The sequence below is a fragment of the Aeromonas sp. CU5 genome (assembly GCF_002586745.1).
Taxonomy (GTDB): domain Bacteria; phylum Pseudomonadota; class Gammaproteobacteria; order Enterobacterales; family Aeromonadaceae; genus Aeromonas; species Aeromonas sobria.
Map to the genome: position 1 here is coordinate 1,559,445 of NZ_CP023817.1, position 19,585 is coordinate 1,579,029.

Annotated in this window: 17 protein-coding genes and 1 pseudogene; 9 read left to right on the forward strand and 9 right to left on the reverse strand. The window is 58.9% G+C overall.

Going from position 1 to position 19,585, the window contains the following annotated elements:
* The first annotated feature begins 31 nt into the window (after positions 1-31).
* Entirely contained in the window at positions 32-940 is a 909-nt protein-coding gene (ttcA, locus tag CK911_RS06925; protein ID WP_042023349.1) for a tRNA 2-thiocytidine(32) synthetase TtcA, read from the forward strand.
* Positions 941-1,043: 103 nt separating this feature from the next.
* On the opposite strand, the gene CK911_RS06930 is transcribed toward ttcA, so the two are convergent.
* Together CK911_RS06930 and CK911_RS06935 are read right to left on the reverse strand one after the other, a co-directional pair.
* Complete coding sequence (locus tag CK911_RS06930; RefSeq protein ID WP_042023346.1) at positions 1,044-1,727, reverse strand: DUF2987 domain-containing protein; 684 nt, start codon at positions 1,725-1,727, stop codon at positions 1,044-1,046.
* A gap of 16 nt (positions 1,728-1,743) precedes the next feature.
* Positions 1,744-2,484, reverse strand: a complete 741-nt coding sequence (locus CK911_RS06935) for a hypothetical protein (RefSeq protein ID WP_042023344.1) — start codon at positions 2,482-2,484, stop codon at positions 1,744-1,746.
* 341 nt (positions 2,485-2,825) lie between these two features.
* Here CK911_RS06935 and CK911_RS06945 point away from each other — a divergent pair, with 341 nt between their 5' ends.
* Positions 2,826-2,990 (forward strand): RES family NAD+ phosphorylase, encoded by a 165-nt coding sequence (locus CK911_RS06945; RefSeq protein ID WP_253860390.1) that lies wholly within the window; start codon positions 2,826-2,828, stop codon positions 2,988-2,990.
* An 80-nt stretch (positions 2,991-3,070) separates the two neighbouring features.
* On the opposite strand, the pseudogene CK911_RS21645 reads toward CK911_RS06945, so the two are convergent.
* Positions 3,071-3,208: pseudogene (locus CK911_RS21645) on the reverse strand (transcriptional regulator); the annotation flags it as partial.
* A 151-nt stretch (positions 3,209-3,359) separates the two neighbouring features.
* Between CK911_RS21645 and CK911_RS06955 the strand changes: the two are divergent.
* The 7 genes from CK911_RS06955 to CK911_RS06985 all read left to right on the forward strand — a co-directional run bounded on the left by CK911_RS06955 (position 3,360) and on the right by CK911_RS06985 (position 10,117).
* Positions 3,360-3,977, forward strand: a complete 618-nt coding sequence (locus CK911_RS06955; RefSeq protein ID WP_098969439.1) for a glutathione S-transferase family protein — start codon at positions 3,360-3,362, stop codon at positions 3,975-3,977.
* Between the two features lie 221 nt (positions 3,978-4,198).
* Positions 4,199-4,618: a D-ribose pyranase gene (gene rbsD, locus CK911_RS06960; RefSeq protein WP_098969440.1), complete on the forward strand. Its 420-nt coding sequence runs from the start codon at positions 4,199-4,201 to the stop codon at positions 4,616-4,618.
* A 21-nt stretch (positions 4,619-4,639) separates the two neighbouring features.
* Positions 4,640-6,175 carry a ribose ABC transporter ATP-binding protein RbsA gene (gene rbsA / locus CK911_RS06965; protein ID WP_098969441.1) on the forward strand — a complete coding sequence of 512 codons (1,536 nt, stop codon included), beginning with the start codon at positions 4,640-4,642 and terminating at the stop codon, positions 6,173-6,175.
* Entirely contained in the window at positions 6,172-7,140 is a 969-nt protein-coding gene (rbsC, locus tag CK911_RS06970; RefSeq protein WP_042023338.1) for a ribose ABC transporter permease, read from the forward strand. The genes rbsA and rbsC overlap by 4 nt, the downstream gene beginning before the upstream one ends.
* A 35-nt stretch (positions 7,141-7,175) precedes the next feature.
* Positions 7,176-8,051, forward strand: a complete 876-nt coding sequence (rbsB, locus tag CK911_RS06975; RefSeq protein WP_042023335.1) for a ribose ABC transporter substrate-binding protein RbsB — start codon at positions 7,176-7,178, stop codon at positions 8,049-8,051.
* 108 nt (positions 8,052-8,159) lie between these two features.
* Complete coding sequence (gene rbsK, locus CK911_RS06980; RefSeq protein WP_098969442.1) at positions 8,160-9,092, forward strand: ribokinase; 933 nt, start codon at positions 8,160-8,162, stop codon at positions 9,090-9,092.
* Positions 9,092-10,117, forward strand: a complete 1,026-nt coding sequence (locus CK911_RS06985; protein WP_068978891.1) for a substrate-binding domain-containing protein — start codon at positions 9,092-9,094, stop codon at positions 10,115-10,117. Before rbsK ends, CK911_RS06985 begins: the two co-directional genes overlap by 1 nt.
* 65 nt (positions 10,118-10,182) lie before the next feature.
* On the opposite strand, the gene cobB is transcribed toward CK911_RS06985, so the two are convergent.
* Genes cobB through pheT form a run of 6 tightly spaced genes read right to left on the reverse strand, consistent with a single transcriptional unit; the run spans position 10,183 to position 19,579 of the window.
* Positions 10,183-10,956 (reverse strand): Sir2 family NAD+-dependent deacetylase, encoded by a 774-nt coding sequence (gene cobB / locus CK911_RS06990; RefSeq protein ID WP_098969443.1) that lies wholly within the window; start codon positions 10,954-10,956, stop codon positions 10,183-10,185.
* A 60-nt stretch (positions 10,957-11,016) separates the two neighbouring features.
* Positions 11,017-11,658, reverse strand: coding sequence for a hypothetical protein (locus CK911_RS06995; protein WP_042023329.1), 642 nt, complete (start codon positions 11,656-11,658; stop codon positions 11,017-11,019).
* Positions 11,659-11,661: 3 nt separating this feature from the next.
* Complete coding sequence (locus CK911_RS07000; protein WP_098969444.1) at positions 11,662-12,906, reverse strand: response regulator; 1,245 nt, start codon at positions 12,904-12,906, stop codon at positions 11,662-11,664.
* Positions 12,893-16,864 carry a transporter substrate-binding domain-containing protein gene (locus tag CK911_RS07005; RefSeq protein WP_098969445.1) on the reverse strand — a complete coding sequence of 1,324 codons (3,972 nt, stop codon included), beginning with the start codon at positions 16,862-16,864 and terminating at the stop codon, positions 12,893-12,895. Before CK911_RS07005 ends, CK911_RS07000 begins: the two co-directional genes overlap by 14 nt.
* A 15-nt stretch (positions 16,865-16,879) precedes the next feature.
* Entirely contained in the window at positions 16,880-17,176 is a 297-nt protein-coding gene (ihfA, locus tag CK911_RS07010) for an integration host factor subunit alpha (RefSeq protein ID WP_005300715.1), read from the reverse strand.
* A 3-nt stretch (positions 17,177-17,179) separates the two neighbouring features.
* The gene (pheT, locus tag CK911_RS07015; protein ID WP_098969446.1) at positions 17,180-19,579 is read right to left on the reverse strand and encodes a phenylalanine--tRNA ligase subunit beta; all 2,400 of its coding nucleotides are present in this window, start codon (positions 19,577-19,579) and stop codon (positions 17,180-17,182) included.
* Positions 19,580-19,585 lie beyond the last annotated feature (6 nt).

Genomic DNA, 19,585 nt, shown 5'->3' on the forward strand with positions numbered 1-19,585 from the left:
CGCGCTTATTTGTGTCCCGGGTTTTACGAGCATGCTAGAAGAGCTGAACGCCAAAGATAAATACAGTTTTAACAAACTGCAAAAGCGCCTGCGGCGCAACGTGGGTCAGGCCATTGCCGACTTCAACATGATTGAAGAGGGCGACAAGGTCATGGTCTGCCTCTCCGGCGGCAAGGACAGCTTCGGTATGCTCGACATACTGATGAGCCTCAAAGCCAGCGCCCCTATTCATTTTGATCTGATAGCGGTCAATCTTGATCAGAAACAGCCCGGTTTTCCCGAGCATGTGCTGCCTGAATACCTCGCCTCACTCGGCATCGAGTACAAGATTGTCGAGGAAGATACCTACTCCATCGTCAAGGATAAGGTACCGGAAGGCAAAACCACCTGCGCACTCTGCTCACGGCTGCGCCGCGGTATTCTGTACCGCACCGCCCTGGAGCTGGGCTGCACCAAGATTGCCCTCGGTCACCACCGTGACGACATCCTCGAGACCCTGTTTCTCAACATGTTCTACGGTGGCAAGCTCAAGTCCATGCCGCCCAAGCTGGTGAGCGACGATGGCAAGAACGTGGTGATCCGACCGCTGGCCTACTGCAAAGAGAAAGATCTCATTCGCTATGCCGAGGTGAAATCCTTCCCCATCATCCCGTGCAACCTGTGCGGCTCCCAGGAGAATCTGCAGCGTCAAGCCATCAAGCAGATGATGCAGGATTGGGATCGCCGCTTCCCCGGCCGTATCGAAACCATGTTCACCGCCATTCAGGACGTGATCCCGAGCCACCTGCTCGATCACAAGCTGTTTGACTTCAAGAGCATCAACCGCGACTCCGGCATCATCGATGGTGGTGACAAGGCGTTTGATCCGCCCGAGCTGCCAAAGGCCCCGCTGCTGGACATCGACGAGATGGACATGCTGGATGTGATTGAAGTGCGCTAAGCCGCTATCACATGGCAAACGCCACCCAATAAAAAAGGAGCGATTATCGCTCCTTTTTTGCTTTCTTGATGTACCTGTCACTGGCGTGACAGCGCCACCGGCATCAGCCCTTGTGCAGCCAGGGGGTCAGTCGCAACACCTCGCCCTGCACCATCAGCTGCCCGGCGGCGAAGTCTGTCAGCTGCTCGTTGCTCAGTAGCAACTGCCCATGCTGCCAGGGAAGCGCCTCTTGACGATCGCCATCCTTGAGGTACGCAGTGCCACTTGGTTCAACCAGTGCAATCCGCACCCCCTCCATCTTCGGCAAGAAGTGCTTGCCGACCATCCCCGCCATCTTGTCGAGCAGTGACTGCATCTGTTGCTGACGGGCCGCCAGCTCCGCCAGCGGCAGTTCGGGCCCGTTCGGTGCATCGGCCATCACCTGCACCGCCAGATCGCAGCTCTTATGAGGCTCCTTGAGGGTGACCACCACTGTGCCTTTGTCGAGGTTCAAGTCATTATCAAATGGCAACCGCAGCTCGCTGTCTACCGTCACTTCGGCGGGCACCTGCTTGTCCTGGGTGGACACCCGAGCGGAGACCAGACCACAAAGCTGACCATTTTGCGGATCGGTCAGATAAAAGCCCAGCCTAGCGTGGCCAAACTCGCCCTTGGCAAAAGTCTTCATCTGGCTGTAGAAGGTGCTGTATTGCAGATCCAGCGTCGGCGCGGCCATCGCCACGGCTGGCAACAACAGACTGGCCAGCAGGGTATGGCGCACGGCCGAGGTCACTCCATAACGAGTCATTCAAGATCCTTTTGCATCATGCATTGAAATGGTTGGGGCCTTCTGTCACCTCATTGACCTCTACCCCCACTCCGCAGAGATCGCGATAGAGGATCCCCTTACAGTTAAAGTAGAGCGGTGCCACCCAGATAAGACCCAACCCCATGGGGATCAGCGCCACCAACAGCAGTACAGCCATCACGCTGTGAAACAGCACTATGCTGGGCCAACCGCGTACAAAGAGCTTGAGAGAGACCAAAATGGCCTGAGGTGGCGTCAGGCCACGTTCCAGCACCAGCGGTACGGTGAACACCAGCCCCATGCCGATCAGGGCCGAGGGAATAAAGGCCAGCACCGCTGGCAATCCCACCAGATCGAACAAGGGCCCGAACAGGCTGGTCAAGGCGCTGCCCAGCAGGCTCAACATGCCAAGGCGCACAAAGTGGCGGAAAAAGTCGAACACCTGATTCGCCCGGGCCCGAACCCCGACCGCTTGCTGCAATCCCAACATATCGAGGGAGCTGGTCATGGGGGCCATGACCACGGTGATAAGGAGGCTTAGTAACATGGCCACATTCATCTGCTCATCGTCGCCGCCAAGATAGGGCACCAGCAACGTATTGCTGAACAGGATCCAGATTGCCGTCACCCCGACAGTGGCCAGCAGCAGACCGAGTCCATTGCTGCGGGTCTGTTTCCAACCCTCCTGGATGACTGCTTTTACATCAAGGCGATAACCCTGGTTCAGAGACTGCTCAAGGGAGCCGCCAATACGCATTTTATTACTCAATTGACTATCCAATATCGAAAACGATCAAATCAGGTGGCGCATTATAACGGTTTGGCCCGCTATTCGTAGCCGTTTTTCCTGACCACGCAGGGTTAAACTCGACGAAAAAGCCTTCGATTTCAGGTGCTCACGGCATAGAACTCGGCCCTTTTTCAACCCGATGGCCACTGGTTAGTAGCGAGACTGGCGGATGATGAACAACCCACAAGTCATTGTTGCGCTGAACAATATCAGCAAAATATCCGATGGCAAGCGGATCCTCACCAACCTTGACCTTGAGACCTATGACGGTGAGTGTCTTACCCTGAGAGCAGAAAAAAACCAAGGGGATGGACGGTATCCACTACCGCTCTGTGCGCCACAGCGGTCATAACTGCCATGTGCTCTATCGCCCCCGCCTCGTCACCAAGATCCACCAAGCCCAGCATCTGGAATACCATTGGAATGGCAGTGCCATCGCCAATGTGTTGGACATTAAGCTATATGGGGAATAAGACTCTGTCTTATTGGTAATAATTTCGGTGATCCTCTTCGAGCCTGAAAGAATCTGACGGAAAGTGAAGAGGCTGGAGCACTATTGCGCCTCCAGTCCTTTTAATACCAACTGCAGCCCCTTTAGCGTTAGCGATCCCATCAAACTCAGCACCAGTTGGCTCGTGCTCTTGGCCGAGGGGCTTAGGGTGTGTGCAAACGACAAGATGGCCAAGGCCGATTAATTCTGCGCTTTTTCATCACCCCTCAGGGGTGTAGATTGGTTTAGGGGGCAAACGTTGCCCTCTCTCTTTTTTCATGACCACCCGTAGTTCCGCGCGAGCAATCTTTCGCCGATATCGCGGGTGGCCCTGAGCCAATCAGGAGTATTCATGTCCGATCTGACCCTCTTTTTCGCTCCCGGCACCTGTGCCATGGCCGTGCAGATTGCCCTGCTGGAAGCGAATGCCCCGTTCCAACCCCGTCTCGTCAACCTCGCCGCCGGCGAGCAACGTGATCCCGCTTATCTTGCCATCAACCCCAAAGGGCGCGTACCGGCCCTCATCACCGAGCAGGGCACCCTGACCGAGACCCCCGCTCTGCTGCTCTATGTGGCGCAGCGCTTCCCCGCAGCCAAGCTGGCGCCGCTGGACAATCCGTTCCTGCTGGCCCGCATGCAGGAGGTCAACAGCTTCCTCGCCTCTACCGTTCATGTCTCCCACGCCCACGGTCGCCGTGGCAGCCGCTGGGCCGATGACGAGCAGGCCATTGCCGCCATGCAGCAGAAGGTCGCCAGCAATATGCGCGATGGCTTTGATCAGATTGAGCGGCACTATTTGGCAGGCCCCTGGGTACTCGGCGAACAGTTCAGCGTGGCGGATATCTACCTGTTCGTGGTCGCTGGCTGGCTAAAAAGCGATGGGGTCGAGATCAGTGAATTCCCCAAGGTTGCCGATCATTATCAGCGCATGCTGACCCGCCTGGCGGTCGCCAAGGCGCTGGCTAACTAACCATAAAATCAATAAAGAGAGGTGTCAGGCTCTGCTGACACCCTTCCTGCTTCCTCCCCTGCACTTCTTCTCCCGCCTTTGCGATCGTTTTCACATTTCCGCTGTTTTGCCGTGGCCGTTTTTCGCGAAATGGCCTACCTTTGCAGCACAAAGCAACCGGTTGCGTAACCGGTTGCCCCGCGATTCACAGATTGACGGGCCAAGGCCTGATGAGGTGTTGTATGAAACGAGGCGTACTGCTCAATGCTCCCCTGAGTGCTCTGGTGGCACAGATGGGCCACACCGACGAGATCACCGTCTGCGATGCCGGCTTGCCCATTCCGGCAGGTCCGGAGCGGATCGATCTGGCGCTGATGGCAGGCACCCCCAACCTTGGCACCGTACTGACCGCCCTGCTCACCGATCTGGTGGTGGAGAAGGTGATCATGGCGAGCGAGATCAAGCAGATCAGCCCCGCCGCCCATCAGGCGCTGGTCGATCAGCTTGAGGCCCACGCCGCCGCCCAGGGCAAGCCCATCACCATCGAATACTGCCTGCACGAGGCGTTCAAAACCCGCTCCCGTCAGAGCAAGGCGATCGTGCGCAGCGGCGAGGTGACTCCCTACGCCAACCTGATCCTCTGCGCCGGTGTGGCGTTTTAAGCCTCTTCAAGGAAGCTGCAAATGAGCACAACCTCCTCCTCGCCCCTTTCTCCCATTCTGGAGCTCACCGGGATCGTCAAGACCTTTCCCGGTGTCCGCGCCCTCGACGAAGCGGGTCTGCGGGTCTATCCCGGTCAGGTGATGGCCCTGCTTGGCGAAAATGGCGCTGGTAAATCTACCCTGATGAAGGTGCTGACCGGCATCTATCAGGCCGATGCGGGCAGTGTCAGCTACCGCGGTCAGCCGGTCCACTTCAAGGGCCCCCGCGACTCTCAGGATCAGGGGATCAGCATCATCCACCAAGAGCTGAACCTGCTGCCGGAGTTGTCGATTGCCGCCAACATCTTCCTGGGTCGCGAACCGCGTACCCGTTTTGGCAGCATCGACCACAAACAATTGCGCGAGCGGGCCAGCGGCCTGCTGGGCCGACTCGGCGTCAAACATGGGCCGGATACCCGGCTTGGGGATCTCTCCATTGGCGAACAGCAGATGGTGGAGATCGCCAAGGCGCTGTCGTTTGATGCCAGCGTCATCATCATGGATGAACCGACCGATGCGCTGACCGACACCGAGACCGAGCAGCTGTTTGTGGTTATCCGCGAGCTGCGCCAGCAGGGCTGCGGCATCGTTTATATCTCCCATCGCCTCAAGGAGATCTTCCAGATCTGCGATCGGGTCACCGTGCTGCGCGATGGCAAATGGATTGGCGAGAAGGCGGTGAGCGATCTGGACGAAGACAAGATCATCGAGATGATGGTGGGTCGGCGGTTGGAAGAGCAGTACCCGCGTCTTGCGCGCGAGCTTGGCCCCGTCAGCCTGCAGGTGAAAAATCTGGCCGGCCCCGGCGTGCGCGGGGTGAACTTCTCCCTGCGTCAGGGGGAGATTTTGGGCTTCAGCGGCCTGATGGGCTCTGGCCGCACCGAGCTGATGAAGCTTATCTACGGCGCCAGCCCCATCAGCGCCGGTGAAGTGGAAGTGGACGGCCATGGGCTGGTACCGCGCAGCCCGGCGGATGGGCTGGCCGCAGGCATCGCCTATATCTCCGAAGATCGAAAAGGAGATGGACTGGTGCTGGAGCTGTCGGTGCGCGAAAACATGAGCCTCTGCGCCCTCGACGAGTTCATCAGCCACGGCAAGATCGACGGCAAGGCCGAACGACAGGCGGTGAGCGACTATGTGCGCCTGTTCAACATCAAGACCCCGAGTCAGGATCAGCTGATCAAGCTGCTCTCCGGCGGCAACCAGCAGAAGGTAGCCATCGCCAAGGGGCTGCTGACCCGGCCCAAGGTACTGATCCTCGACGAGCCGACCCGCGGCGTCGACGTGGGGGCGAAAAAGGAGATCTATCAGCTGATCAACCAGTTCAAGAAGGAGGGGATGAGCATCATTCTGGTCTCCTCCGAGATGCCGGAAGTGCTCGGCATGAGTGATCGCATCATGGTGATGCACGAAGGGCGCATCAGCGCAGAGTTCAACACCCGCGATGCCAATCAGGAGAAGCTGATGGCGGCGGCAGTCGGTAAACAGTGGCAAGCAGAGCAAGAGGCATCCCAATGACAACCCAAACCCTTTCCCGCCGTGGCGTCATGAGCAAGGCCTGGTGGATCGAGAACAAATCCCTGGTCGCCCTGCTGGTGCTGATTGGTGTGGTCTCCTTCCTGAGTCCCAACTTCTTCACCGCCGATAACCTGCTGAACATTCTGCGCCAGACCTCGGTCAACGCCATCATGGCGGTCGGCATGACGCTGGTTATCCTTACTGCCGGTATCGACCTGTCAGTCGGATCTGTGCTGGCCCTGTGCGGCGCGCTGGCGGCCACCATGGTGGCCATGGAGCTGCCGATCTGGCTGGTGGTGCCCCTCACCCTGGGTGCCGGTGCCCTGCTTGGCGGCGTCAGCGGCCTCATCATTGCCAAGGGTAAGGTGCAGGCGTTCATCGCCACCTTGGTCACCATGACTGCCCTGCGCGGCGTGACCATGGTCTATACCGAGGGGCGCCCCATCTCCACCGGTTTTAGCGAGGGGGCCGATCACTTTGCCTGGCTCGGTACCGGTTACCTGCTCGGCCTGCCGGTCCCAATCTGGTTGATGGCCATTGTCTTCCTGCTGGTCTGGTTCATGCTCAACCACACCCGTCTCGGTCGCTACATCTACGCCCTCGGCGGCAACGAATCTGCTACCCGCCTCTCAGGCATCAATGTGGATCGGGTGAAGCTGGCGGTGTATGGTCTGTGCGGCGCGCTCTCGGCGCTGGCGGGTCTTATCGTCACCTCCCGTCTCTCCTCTGCCCAACCAACGGCAGGTATGGGTTACGAGCTGGATGCCATCGCCGCCGTGGTGCTGGGTGGCACCAGCCTGATGGGGGGCAAGGGCCGCATCATGGGGACCCTGATTGGGGCACTGATCATCGGCTTCCTCAACAACGCCCTCAACCTGCTCGACGTATCCTCTTATTACCAGATGATCGCCAAGGCCAGTGTGATTTTGCTCGCCGTGATGGTCGATAACAAAAGCAATCGATAACAACGTAACACCAGCCACACACAAGGAATGAAATGATGAAAAAGCTCAATACCCTGCTCGCTGCCGCCATCATGTCCGTGCTGGGCACTGCCCAGGCCGCCGATCAAACCCTGGCCATGGTGGTCTCCACCCTCAACAACCCCTTCTTCGTCACCATGAAAGAGGGGGCCGAAGCCAAAGCCAAGGAGCTTGGTTACGAGCTGGTGGTGCTGGATTCCCAGAATGACCCAGCCAAAGAGCTCTCCAACATGGAAGATCTCACCGTACGCAAGGTCGGTGCCATTCTGATCAACCCCACCGACTCCGAAGCGGTCGGCAACGCCATCCGTCTGGCCAACAAGGCCAACATCCCGGTGCTGACCTTGGACCGTGGCGCGGCGCAGGGTGAGGTCAAGGCCCACATCGCCTCCGACAACGTGGCCGGTGGCAAGCTGGCCGGTGACTTCATCACCGAGAAACTGGGTACCGGTGCCAAGGTGATCCAGCTGGAAGGGATCGCCGGTACCTCCGCCGCCCGCGACCGTGGCGAAGGCTTTGCGCTGGCGGTGGCCGCCAACAAGCTGCAGGTACTCGCTTCCCAGCCGGCCGACTTTGACCGCACCAAGGGTCTGAACGTCATGGAAAACCTGCTGGCGGCCCACCCGACCGTACAGGCCGTGTTTGCCCAGAACGACGAAATGGCGCTGGGTGCCATCCGCGCGGTACAGGCTGCCGGTAAAGAGGTGATGATCGTCGGCTTCGACGGCACTGATGATGGCAAAGCTGCGGTAGCCAGAGGTAAACTGGCCGCCACCGTGGCCCAGCAACCGGCACTGATCGGTGCCATTGGCGTTGAAACTGCCGACAAGGTGCTCAAGGGTCAACCGGTAGAGAAATCCATTCCGGTGCCGCTGCAAGTGGTCAGCAAGTAATTAACATTGGGGAGGCTCGCCTCCCCTTTTTCCTTTCAATCGCGGTGCCTCCCGGCTTGGATTCACCCTAGCAAGTGTTCAAGCCAAGATGCATCAGGAGTAGTCAACATGAATCGTCTCGTCGTTCTGGGCAGTGTCAATGCAGACCATGTGCTGCGCGTACCCCACTTTCCCCGTCCGGGTGAAACCCTGACCGGTCACAGCTATCAGGTGGTCCCAGGTGGCAAGGGGGCCAATCAGGCGGTTGCCGCCGCGCGGCTCGGCGCCCCCGTCTCCTTTATCGCCCGTATCGGTGATGACGCCATCGGCCACCAGATGAAAACCGGCTTTGCCAAAGATGGCATCGACGTGAGCGCCGTCGAACTCGACGACACCCTGCCCACCGGTATCGCCATCATCTATGTCAGCGATGAGGGGGAGAACAGCATCGGCATCTCTGCCGAAGCCAACGGGGCGCTCTCCCCTGCCGTTGTACAGCGCCACGAAACCATGATCGCCAACGCCCATACCCTGCTACTGCAGCTGGAGGTGCCGCTCGAAAGCGTATTCGAAGCTGCACGTTTGGCCCGTGCCCACGGCACCCGGGTGGTGCTCAACCCCGCCCCCGCTCGTCCGCTCTCGAGCGACCTGTTGGCGCTGGTGGATCTCATCACCCCCAACCAGACCGAAGCGGAGCTGCTGACCGGCGTAAAAGTCACCGACGAAGCCAGTGCCCGCGAGGCGGCGGCCCGCTTCCACCAGATGGGGATTGCGGACGTAATGATCACGCTGGGCTCCCAAGGGGTCTATTGCAGCAACGAGCAACAGCAACAGCTCATTCCGGGTTTTCGGGTCGAAGCAGTAGACACCACAGCTGCGGGCGATACCTTCAACGGCGCCCTGCTGGCGGCGGAACTGGCCGGTGCCGAGTTCAGCGACGCGGTGCGTTTTGCCCACGGGGCGGCGGCGCTCTCGGTCACCAAATTCGGCGCCCAGAGCTCAATCCCCAGCAAAGCTGAGGTGGATGCCTTCTTGCTGACGCAAGCGGCTCCTGAGCGCTGATGGCCAATATCAAGGAGGTAGCGGCGAGGGCCCAGGTCTCTACCACCACCATCTCCCACGTCATCAACGAGACCCGCTTCGTCAGTGAGGCAACCCGCGAACGGGTCTTTACCGCCATGCGCGAGCTCAACTACGCCCCGAGCCTGGTGGCGCGCAGCCTCAAGGTAAAGGAGACCAACAGTATCGGTATGCTGGTCACCACCTCCAGCAACCCCTTTTTTGCCGAGGTGGTGCGCGGGGTGGAGCGCTACTGCTTCGAGCAGGGCTACAACCTGATGCTAGGCAATACCGAAGGGCAGGCCGAGACGGCGCTTTCCTACCTCAAGATGATGCTGCGCAAACGGGTAGATGGCCTGCTGATCATGTGCAGCGAGGGGCAACAAGAGGTGTTCAACCAGCTTGACTGGCTCAAGAGCCTGCCGGTAGTGGTGATGGATTGGGGGCTGGTCAGCGCGGATGTGGACCTGATCGCCGACAACTCTTTTCACGGCGGTTATCTCGCGACCCGTCATCTGATTGAGCTGGGCCATACAGCCATCGGCTGCATCACCGGCCCCCAGAGTCGCGCTCCCGCCAACCAGCGGCAGGCAGGCTTTGAAAAGGCACTGTTGGAGTCGGGTCTCACCGTCAATCACGACTGGATCCAGGAGGGTGACTTTGATTGCGCCAGCGGCTTTGCCGCCATGGAGCGGCTGCTGGCACTCCCCGCACGCCCGACCGCACTCTTTGTCTGTAACGACATGATGGCGATGGGGGCCATCAGTGCCGCCCATCAGGCTGGCATTGTGATACCGCGGGATATCTCCATCGTCGGCTATGACAATGTGGCGCTGGCCCAATACCTCTCGCCACCGCTCACCACCATCAACCAGCCCAAAGAGGAGCTGGGACGCCTGGCCGTCACCCGGCTGCTGGCGCGGATCAACGGCGAGGAGGTAGAGAACCACCTGATCACCGTTGATCCGGATCTGGTGATCAGGCAATCTTGCGCCCCTCTCTGCTCCCCTCTGCCCGCTCAATCGTAACGGGCACTGACCAACAAAAAGGCGACTCCCCGAGTCGCCTTTTGCTTTTCCGCTATCGCTGCTGCTTAGCGTTCACGCATCTCCATCCAGTTGTGCCCCTCCACCTGTTTGGGCTGATGGATGCCGCATGCCTCCAGCAACTCATCAACATAGGCGGGCACCAGCAGGGAGGCTGGGCCATAACGCTTCTCGTCAAACTGGCTGCCCACCTCGCTCGGTTCGAGATTGAGCTCAATGGTATGGGCACCGTTGAGGCCAGCCTCATGGACAAAACCGGCGGCCGGATAGACTGCCCCGGAGGTGCCGATAGAGATAAAGAGATCACACTGGGCCAGCGCGCTGTAAATACGATCCAGCCCCAGCGGCATCTCGCCAAACCACACCACATGGGGACGCATCGGCTGGGGGAACTGGCAGCAGGAGCAGAGCTCGTCCTGATGGAGATCGCCGCGCCACTCGATCACCTGCCCGGACTCGGGGCAGCGGGCCCTGAGCAGCTCACCATGCATATGGATAAGGTTCTTGCTGCCAGCACTCTCGTGCAGATTGTCGATATTCTGGGTCACCAGCGTAACCGAACCGGGCAGGAGACGCTCAAGGCGGGCCAGCGCATAGTGCGCGGGATTAGGATGAACCTGGGGCTGTTGCAGCTGTTTGCGGCGAGAGTTGTAAAACCCGAGCACCAGCTCGGGATCCCTGGCATACCCCTCGGGGGTCGCCACATCCTCGACCTTGTGCTCTTCCCACAATCCATCACAGGCTCGGAAGGTCTTGATGCCAGATTCGGCAGAGATGCCCGCTCCGGTCAGGATCACGATATGTTTATATGACTGCGCCATAAGCTGCTCCGTCTATCCCCGCATAATGAATGTGACCTTAGCACAGGGTAAAAAATGGCTCTATTCGCCCTTGGTCTTAAAGGGTCCGGCTGGCGGCACTGGCAACCAGGGATCCAGCGCCGACAAATCAAGCCTGACAAATACCATCTCTCGACCAGTGACCAAGGTTAGCGGCAAGCCCAACCGCTTTAATAGGGTGAGCATAGGCCGATTCTGGGCCAGCACTTCCGCCGTCCAATCCAGGATCCCGTCCGCCCGTGCCAGCAGTGCCAGCGACAATAAAATGCGTCTGCCTGCCCCCTTATGCTGGAAATGGTCCGCCACGATACAGGCAAATTCTGCTCGATCGGGATGCAAACGGCGGCGGATAGATTGAGCCTGAGCCAACGGCTGACCCGCCAGATCCGTTAGCAATAATGAGATTTGATGATCGGGATTGTAATCAAGAAACTGTGCGACCTGTTCCGGAGCTGGCGTTCGTTTGGCGCGCATAAAACGCAGATAGATGCTCTCTTCACTGAGTGCATCATAGGCTGCCAGCATGCGAGCAGGCTCTACACCATGCAGCTCCCGTAGCAGACAAGGTACGCCTGTGACGCTCATCGCCAGCGGCAGCGCGGTGCGCGAAACCGGATGGGGCCAACCATCGAGCCCCTTGGCCAGGCGCTCCCTGTGTATCGGCCAGCAGAGGTAGCGCGGCATGAGTTACCAGCGCCCCGCAATACCGCGATCTCGCCACACTTCGACATCGAGCAAATTGTAAGGATCATCAAGATAGATGGTAATCCCCAGCTCTCCGATCCGGGTCATAAAACGTCCCAATAAGGAGTCTGGCGGCAAAGCATCGAGCTCGGGCAGGATCCCCTGCCCCAGTAATACGGCTTGCAACGGCAGCCGCTCCAGCAGGTCGAAGGGCAGATGCTGGCTGCTATCGAGCAGCAGAGCCAGCTTGCTGCCCGCCAGACTGGCTTGCAGCACCAGCGCGAAGCGATCCGCATTGCTCAGCAGGTGATCGCGACGGTGGATCAGCAGGGTCAGTTCGGACGGGGTGCGCGACTGCTCCGCCAACCACTCCTTGAGCGCTTCCCAGCGGCTCGGCAAGCCAGTCACCGCCAGCCAGACCGGATGCTGGAAGCCAGGGCTGGAGAGCAGACCAAGCTGCCCCAGCACAGCCCCCTGCCACAGGCGGATAGTTCGGCGCTGACCACTTAAGCGCTGCTGACGCAACGGGCCCAGATAGAGTCCGCGCAGTAACCTGAGCAGTGCATCGCAATCAAGCGGCTTGGCCAGTGCGGCCAGAATATTGAAACCGGCATCGTGGAGCAATCGGCGGGCACCGTCGATCAGGGTCTGCTCGTGGGCAGAGAGCAGCACGATGGGCAGCCCAGCCTCCTGCAACTGGGGCTGGCTCATCAGCAGGCTGATGGCATCTTGCTCCACCAGACTGAGATCGCATACCAGCAGGCTGATATCGCCCGCCTCCAGTGCCGCAAGACAAGTCGTTTCGTCCTGCACCCATTGGCAAGAAAGACCCAATGCGGCGATGGTTTGCTGCATTTGCACTCCTTGGAACGGATGATCTTCGAGCAGCAAAATCTTGCGCGCCGCCAGCCAGTTACACCAGTCACGGTAACTGGCCACGAGGCCTCCCTGCCAATCTTCACCAATGGCATAGATCCCCTCATGCTGTTGCAGTTGAGGAAGGTAGTCAGCCTGCTGATGCGCACCAGGATCGTAAAGCGCGATGGCACCAGCCGCAAACAGCCCTTGCCACTGCCAGCAGGCATCCGGTTGGGTGCGGATCAGCGTGACATAGGAGGGCAATGTCATGGTGCTGGCCAGCTCATAGGAGGTGCGATCGAGGGCATAGAGCACAATGGGGCAAAATCCTGCCGACTCATGCTCTTCCGAATCGAGCAACGCCAGTAATTCTTCATCAGTGATGATCATCTTGAGCCCTCTTTGAAAACTGCTGGCTGAACTGCTCCAATGCCCGGTTCAATCTGGCTTGCAGCGCCGGATGGGGCGCTTGTTGCCACTCTTCAATGACCGCCACCAACCCGGTCGCTCCGACCATTCTGGCGGCCCCCTTCAATTTATGTAAAGCAGCTTTCACGCCAACATCATCTTTAGCTAAAAAAGAGCGATCAAGTTCAGCCAGATCATCCCGGGTAGCCTTGAGATAAAGGGCCGCCAGTTCATCGGTCAGCAGCGAGGCAACCGGTGTTGAGGCGACGGCATTGCCTCCTTCTTTGGCAATATGGCGCAGCAGAGTCGCCAGCTCCTTGAGGGCGACCGGCTTGTCGAGATGACCATCGCAACCACAGGATTGCAGCTCACTCGCCGCCTGCTCACTGAGATCTGCGGTGATCACATAGACGGGAAGATGGGATAAGCGGATCGATTGACGCAGTTGTCTGCAAAGATCGGCGCCGTTCATCACCGGCATCTGCAGATCGGTCAGCACCACGTCCACCTCATGCTGTGCCAGCACTTCCAGCGCCAGTTGCCCGTTGGCGGCGGTCACCACAGTGGCACCGAGTTGCCCCAGCTGCAGGCTGATCAGCTCGCGATTGACATCGTGATCTTCAACCAGCAGTACCCGCATGCCAAGCCCAGGCTGGGTGCCAGCAACCGGTTGGCCAGGGATCAAGCGTGGCTGCAGCAGGGTGATGATGGTGCCGGGGACCCAGGACTCCCCTTGCCATGCCCAATAGTAGAGACCCTGTTCATCAACCTCAGCCTGCAATTTATGGTGGGCGTTGCTGGCGGTGACGATCCCGAATCGGGTGAGCCAGGCTGCTATATTCAGCGCTTCATCATGAGGTAAGGAGAGCGCCAATTGTCGTACCTTGGGCTGCCAGTCCGGTTTCTGCTGCACCCGCTTCAGGGGCAACTCGCAGAAGAAGCGGCTACCGCCGCCGACTCGCGCCTCAACATCGATATGCCCTCCCATGTGCTCGACCAGTTGTTTGCAGATCGCCAAGCCAAGACCGGTGCCCGGCGCCCGCAGCTGGCCTTCAACGGCAAACTGTTCGAAGGGCATAAAGAGCGTAGGGCGCATCTTGGCGGTGATCCCCGGCCCCTCATCATCGACCCCGAAGCGCAAGGTCGACGCGGCCTGCTCGGCCCACAGCACCACTTCCCCACGCTGGCTGAACTTGATGGCATTGGAGAGCAGATTGTGCAGCACCTGCCGCACCCGATGGGGATCGAGGGTCTGCAGGGCTGGCAGAGCCGGGTCCAGCTGCAGGCGCAGTTGCAATCCCTTGGCCCGCGCCTTGGTCCAGTGTACCGCCGCCACGTGCTCGCACAGCTCGGTGAAATCGGTGGGCTGGGGCGAGAGCGCAAACTTGCTGTTTTCGTTGCGGCTGAAATCGAGCACATCGTTGAGCAGGCCAAGCAGTTCATCTCCCGCCTGACGTACCCGTGCCAGCGCAGACCCTTGTTCCTGCGACAATGGTGTGCTGGCCAACCACTCCAGCAACCCGAGTATTGCGTTCATCGGGGTGCGGATCTCATGGCTGATGGCAGCCATGAAGCGCCCCTTGGCCAGCACCGCTTGCTGCGCCTGCTCATGGGAGTGCTGCAATGCCTGATCCTGCTCGATACGTGTCGTCACATCCTGCATCACCGCATAGATCCGCCAGCCTTGTGACTGGGTACGACCACGACCATAGAGCTGCAACCAGCGTTCGCCTTTGGTGGGATGGTGGTAACGCAGGGTGAACGAGAAAGGCGTACCGGCCTGCAGCATGGCAAACATCTCGCGGCGGACCTGGCGGCGATCTTCACGCTCCAGCATTGTGAGCACCCGTTTCGGTTCACGGCGGATCTGCTGGCTGGCCAGCCCAAGCAACTCATAGCAACCCCGGCTGATAAACTCGATGTTCCCTACCCGCCCCCGCTCAAACATAAATTGCAGCACAACACCGGGAACCGTATTGGTCAAGGCGCGCAAACGGCGTTCACCCTGGCGCAAGAAACGAGCTTGCTCACGCAACACACTGATGTCCGATAACGCAATAAGGTCGGTCGCGGGCGCTTGTTTATCCAAACGCAAGGGGTGCTGGGCATAAGCAAAAACCTGTTCGCCCAACACCAGCTCGCCTTCACTCTTCTGATGTTGTACCGGAGGCAGCATCAGCTGCTCCGCATAACGGATGGCCAAGCGCCGACCCTGTTTGTTGGACTTGATCACCTTGCCCTGACTGTTGCGTAAAAAAACCGGAACAGGCAACGCCTGGAACATGGTTTCACGCAGTTCACTCTCGATGGCCAGCGCCTTCTCTACTTCTTGGCGCTGGGCTATCTCCCGGGCCAATTGCTGACGGGAACGCCAGATCATCGAAATCACACTGATGCTGATCAACAACGCCATCAAGATGGAGCCAAACCAGGCGGCATAACTCACCCCGGGCTGTTGTACCACCAGCAGGCGGCGCCAGCGCTGATTGAGTTCATCCATTTGGGTACTCGTCAGGATCATCAGATTGCGGTCTAACACCCCGGCCAGCTCGGTCTCCTGCTTGTTCATCGCAAATCCAAGACCAAACTTGTCTTCCAGCTCTTCGATATCGAGCCCTTCCAGCAGGTTGGTACGCTGTGGGTATTGCAGCTGATACAGCTCGCTCAACATGGCATCTGCTTTGCCCTGACGCAAAGCGGCCAGCCCTTGCGCCACATTATCGGTACGGATCCACTCCTGCTGGCCCAGCTGAGCCAACAAGGAGGGATCATAGAGCGACTCAGGGACCAGAATACGTTGCCGTTTAAGCTGACTGATATGGTCAGTTGGCACCGTGTGTTTGCTGATCAGAGCAAACCGGTTGATGGAGATCATCCTGCTGAAGGTAAACTCATCCGCAAGGGCTGGTGATTCGGGCAACCCTGCCATCATATCCGCCTCACCCCGACGCAGCTTATCTATCGCCTCCGCCTTGCTGGCGGCGGGCACCAGTTTGAATGTCAGGCCGGTCTCCTGCGTGACCCAGCGCAACACATCCGCGCTCCACCCTTTTGTCTCCCCTTGCTCATTGATGCCGCTATAGGGCATTAACTCGGGGTTCACCACCAAACGCACCGTGCGTTGTCTGCCGGACAACCAGGCTTGCTCAATATCCGTCAAGCGCAGCTGGTCGATATAAAGGGACCCTTGGTCGAGATAGCGACCCAAATCAGCGTACAGGCTACCGGCAGGCATATAGCGAATTGCTGTATCAATCAATTGAACCAACTCAGGTCCACCACGCATCATCAGCCGGTAGCTGACTACCCGCTCATTCCCGAGCAAACGCCGCAAGCGCAAGCCATCCGCGGGGAACTCACGCATCATATAGCGCAGTTGCAAATAGTCCCCGAGATAGGCGTTGCCTTTGCCACTTTCCAGCGCGGAGTAAAGATTTTCCTGTTTGGACAATGGCTTGATCACCGCATCAGGGTAGAGATCCTTGAGCGTTCGAGTGGAGCCCATGGCGGGTGAGGCTAAAAATGTCGCGTTATGCAGATCGCCACGATAGAGAATGGCAGAGTCGGTCTCCAGCATAGCGCGACTCACCCGCATGTTGGGTAGTACGGCGGAGATGGGGCCGACATGAGGCACGATATCGCAACGCCCCTGTAACAGGGCATCACGCACAGCTTGCCAGTCAGGTAATTCATGAATCGTCAGCGGCACCGGCAATACGTCGGCCAGTCTGACCAAGCGATCCTTGAACAAGCCCCCCTCCGCTAACAGGTAAGGAGGTGGAAGTGTCGCCGGATAACAGACTTCCAACTTCTTGATGGAGTCCACATAGGCTTGGGTAGCGGGCGGGAGGGGCAACACCATGGCATGCAGCGGCATGGCCAACACGGCGCCCAGGAAAAAAATGGGGAGTTTTGTCATCTGAAAACAAAAGCCAGGCATCTGCCTGGCTTTTTATCACTCGTTGGGTTCAACATTTTCTACCCTGGCCTTCAGTTTCTGGCCAGGCCGGAAGGTCACCACCCGACGGGCGCTGATCGGAATATCTTCGCCCGTCTTGGGATTTCGTCCAGGACGCTGATTCTTCTCACGAAGGTCAAAGTTACCGAAGCCTGAAATCTTGACTTGTTCACCACGCTCAAGCGCCTGTCGGATTTCCTCAAAGAAGGCTTCCACCATATCTTTGGCTTCACGCTTGCTCATCCCGAGTTGGGTGAACAGGTGCTCTGCAATGTCGGCTTTGGTAAGCGCCATAGATCAATCCCTCAAGGATGCATTCAACTCTTCACCAAGGACCCGCACGACATTGTCTACGGTCTCGGCAATCTCTTTCTCCTCCAAGGTGCGCTGGGTATCTTGCAATACAAGACTGATGGCCAGGCTCTTCTTGTCCTCTGCCATACCAGCCCCCTGGTATACGTCAAACAAGTTTATTCCAACTACCTGATTTCCGCCAACTTTTTTAATTACTGCAAGAACATCACCTGCCAGAACCTGACGGTCGACCACCACGGCGATGTCACGACGGTTCGCCGGGAACTTGGAAACTTCGGCAGCCATCGGCACCTTGGCCGGAGTCAGCTTGTCCAGCTCCAGTTCAAACATCACCGCACGGCTCTTGAGGCCCAGCTTCTTCTCGAGGCTCGGGTGGATCACGCCGATGTGGCCGATGACCTCGCCATTACGCAGGATGGCTGCGCTCTGGCCCGGGTGCAGGGCGCTGTGCTCGGTACGCTCGAAGGTAAAGGTGGCCCCTTCGGCGGTCAAGTCCAGCACTGCTTCCAGATCCCCTTTCAAATCAAAGAAGTCGGCTGTGCGGGTTTTGATGTCCCAGTGCTCGTCGCTCTGGTTGCCAATGATGATACCTGCCAGCATCGGCTCCTGACGGATGCCGTTCTCGGCGTTTTCATCCTTGATGAAACGCAGACCCTGCTCGAACAGACGCACGCGCGGCTGCTGACGGTTCTGGTTGTAGACCACTGCCTGTACCAGACCAGGGAACAGAGAGACGCGCATGGCGGACATCTCGACTGAAATCGGATTCGGCAGCACGATGGCATCGCTCTGCGGGAACAGGGTTTGCTGGGTCTTGGGATCGACGAAGCTGTAGGTGATCGCTTCCTGGAAACCGCGGTCAACCAGCAGATCACGCACCCGCTTGAGGGTCACCTGCCCTTCTGCCTGCTCAACCATCGCCAGAGAAGCGGCCGGTTTCAGGTTCGGGATGTTGTTGTAGCCGTAGATGCGGGCCACTTCCTCGATGAGGTCTTCCTCGATGGCGATATCGAAACGCCAGGAGGGCGCCAGCGCAGTCCAACCGTCAGCATCCACAGTCACCTGCATGCCAAGGCGGGTCAGGATCTCGCCCACCTGAGCATCAGCCACACTGATACCGATCACTTTGTCGAGCTTGGTGCGACGCAACTTGATGGGCGCAGCCTTCGGCAGATGGGCATCGGATTTGACTTCGATGACCGGACCCGCTTCACCGCCGCACTCTCCGCCACAAATGTCCAGCAGCAGACGAGTGGCACGATCCATCACCTTGGCTTGCAGCTCGGGATCAACCCCGCGCTCGAAGCGGTGAGAGGAGTCGGTGTGCAGACCATAGACACGGGCACGACCGGTGATGGAGAGCGGCGCAAAGAAGGCGCACTCCAGCAGAATGTCGGTGGTGGTCTCGCTGACGCCGGTGCGATTGCCACCGAAGATACCAGCCATGCAGGCAGGGCCTTTGGCATCGGCAATCACAAGGGTGGTCTCTTTGAGCTTCACTTCGTTGCCGTCGAGCAGGGTCATCGGCTCGTCAGCGTGGGCGCGACGTACCACCAGTTCCCCGTCAAGCGTAGCCAGATCGAAGGCGTGCATCGGCTGACCGTATTCCAGCAGCAGGTAGTTGGTGATGTCTACGATGGCGTCGATGGAGCGAATGCCGCCACGGCGCAGCTTTTCTTGCATCCAGAGCGGGCTCTGGGCCTGCAGGTTCAGCCCCTTGATGACGCGCCCCAGATAACGGGGGCAATCGGCCGGTGCTTCCACCCGGATCGGGAAGGTCGCATCAATGGTGGCAACAGCTGGCGCCCAGGTCGGCTCGACCACGTCCACGCTGTTGAGCACGCCGATCTCACGGGCCAGACCGGCGATACCGAGGCAATCGGCACGGTTCGGGGTCAGATCCACGTCGATGGAAACGTCGTTCAGATTGAGATAGTCGCGAATATCGGTGCCGATGGGGGCATCGGCCGGCAATTCGATGATGCCATCGGCTTCAACTTCGATACCCAGCTCACTGAAAGAGCAGAGCATGCCGTGAGACGGCTGGCCACGCAGCTTGGCTTTCTTGATGGTGAAATCACCCGGCAGGGTCGCCCCTACTTTGGCCACGCACACTTTCAAGCCCTGACGGCAGTTCGGCGCGCCGCAGACGATATCCAGCAGCTCGGCTTCGCCCACGTTGACCTTGGTCACACGCAGCTTGTCGGCGTCCGGATGCTGGGCGCACTCGACCACTTCACCCACGACCACATTGTTGAACTGGTCAGCCACCGCTTCTACGGCGTCCACTTCCAGACCAGCCATGGTGATCTGCTCGGCCAGTGCATTGTCACTCAACTCGGTGCGGACCCACTCCATCACCCAGGATTTACTGAATTTCATGTTCTC

Coding starts and splice junctions, on each gene's coding strand:
- ttcA (WP_042023349.1), top strand. CDS start 32: ATGCTAGAAGAGCTGAACGCCAAAGATAAATACAGTTTTAACAAACTG.
- CK911_RS06930 (WP_042023346.1), bottom strand. CDS start 1,727: ATGACTCGTTATGGAGTGACCTCGGCCGTGCGCCATACCCTGCTGGCC.
- CK911_RS06935 (WP_042023344.1), bottom strand. CDS start 2,484: ATGCGTATTGGCGGCTCCCTTGAGCAGTCTCTGAACCAGGGTTATCGC.
- CK911_RS06945 (WP_253860390.1), top strand. CDS start 2,826: ATGGACGGTATCCACTACCGCTCTGTGCGCCACAGCGGTCATAACTGC.
- CK911_RS06955 (WP_098969439.1), top strand. CDS start 3,360: ATGTCCGATCTGACCCTCTTTTTCGCTCCCGGCACCTGTGCCATGGCC.
- rbsD (WP_098969440.1), top strand. CDS start 4,199: ATGAAACGAGGCGTACTGCTCAATGCTCCCCTGAGTGCTCTGGTGGCA.
- rbsA (WP_098969441.1), top strand. CDS start 4,640: ATGAGCACAACCTCCTCCTCGCCCCTTTCTCCCATTCTGGAGCTCACC.
- rbsC (WP_042023338.1), top strand. CDS start 6,172: ATGACAACCCAAACCCTTTCCCGCCGTGGCGTCATGAGCAAGGCCTGG.
- rbsB (WP_042023335.1), top strand. CDS start 7,176: ATGAAAAAGCTCAATACCCTGCTCGCTGCCGCCATCATGTCCGTGCTG.
- rbsK (WP_098969442.1), top strand. CDS start 8,160: ATGAATCGTCTCGTCGTTCTGGGCAGTGTCAATGCAGACCATGTGCTG.
- CK911_RS06985 (WP_068978891.1), top strand. CDS start 9,092: ATGGCCAATATCAAGGAGGTAGCGGCGAGGGCCCAGGTCTCTACCACC.
- cobB (WP_098969443.1), bottom strand. CDS start 10,956: ATGGCGCAGTCATATAAACATATCGTGATCCTGACCGGAGCGGGCATC.
- CK911_RS06995 (WP_042023329.1), bottom strand. CDS start 11,658: ATGCCGCGCTACCTCTGCTGGCCGATACACAGGGAGCGCCTGGCCAAG.
- CK911_RS07000 (WP_098969444.1), bottom strand. CDS start 12,906: ATGATCATCACTGATGAAGAATTACTGGCGTTGCTCGATTCGGAAGAG.
- CK911_RS07005 (WP_098969445.1), bottom strand. CDS start 16,864: ATGCCTGGCTTTTGTTTTCAGATGACAAAACTCCCCATTTTTTTCCTG.
- ihfA (WP_005300715.1), bottom strand. CDS start 17,176: ATGGCGCTTACCAAAGCCGACATTGCAGAGCACCTGTTCACCCAACTC.
- pheT (WP_098969446.1), bottom strand. CDS start 19,579: ATGAAATTCAGTAAATCCTGGGTGATGGAGTGGGTCCGCACCGAGTTG.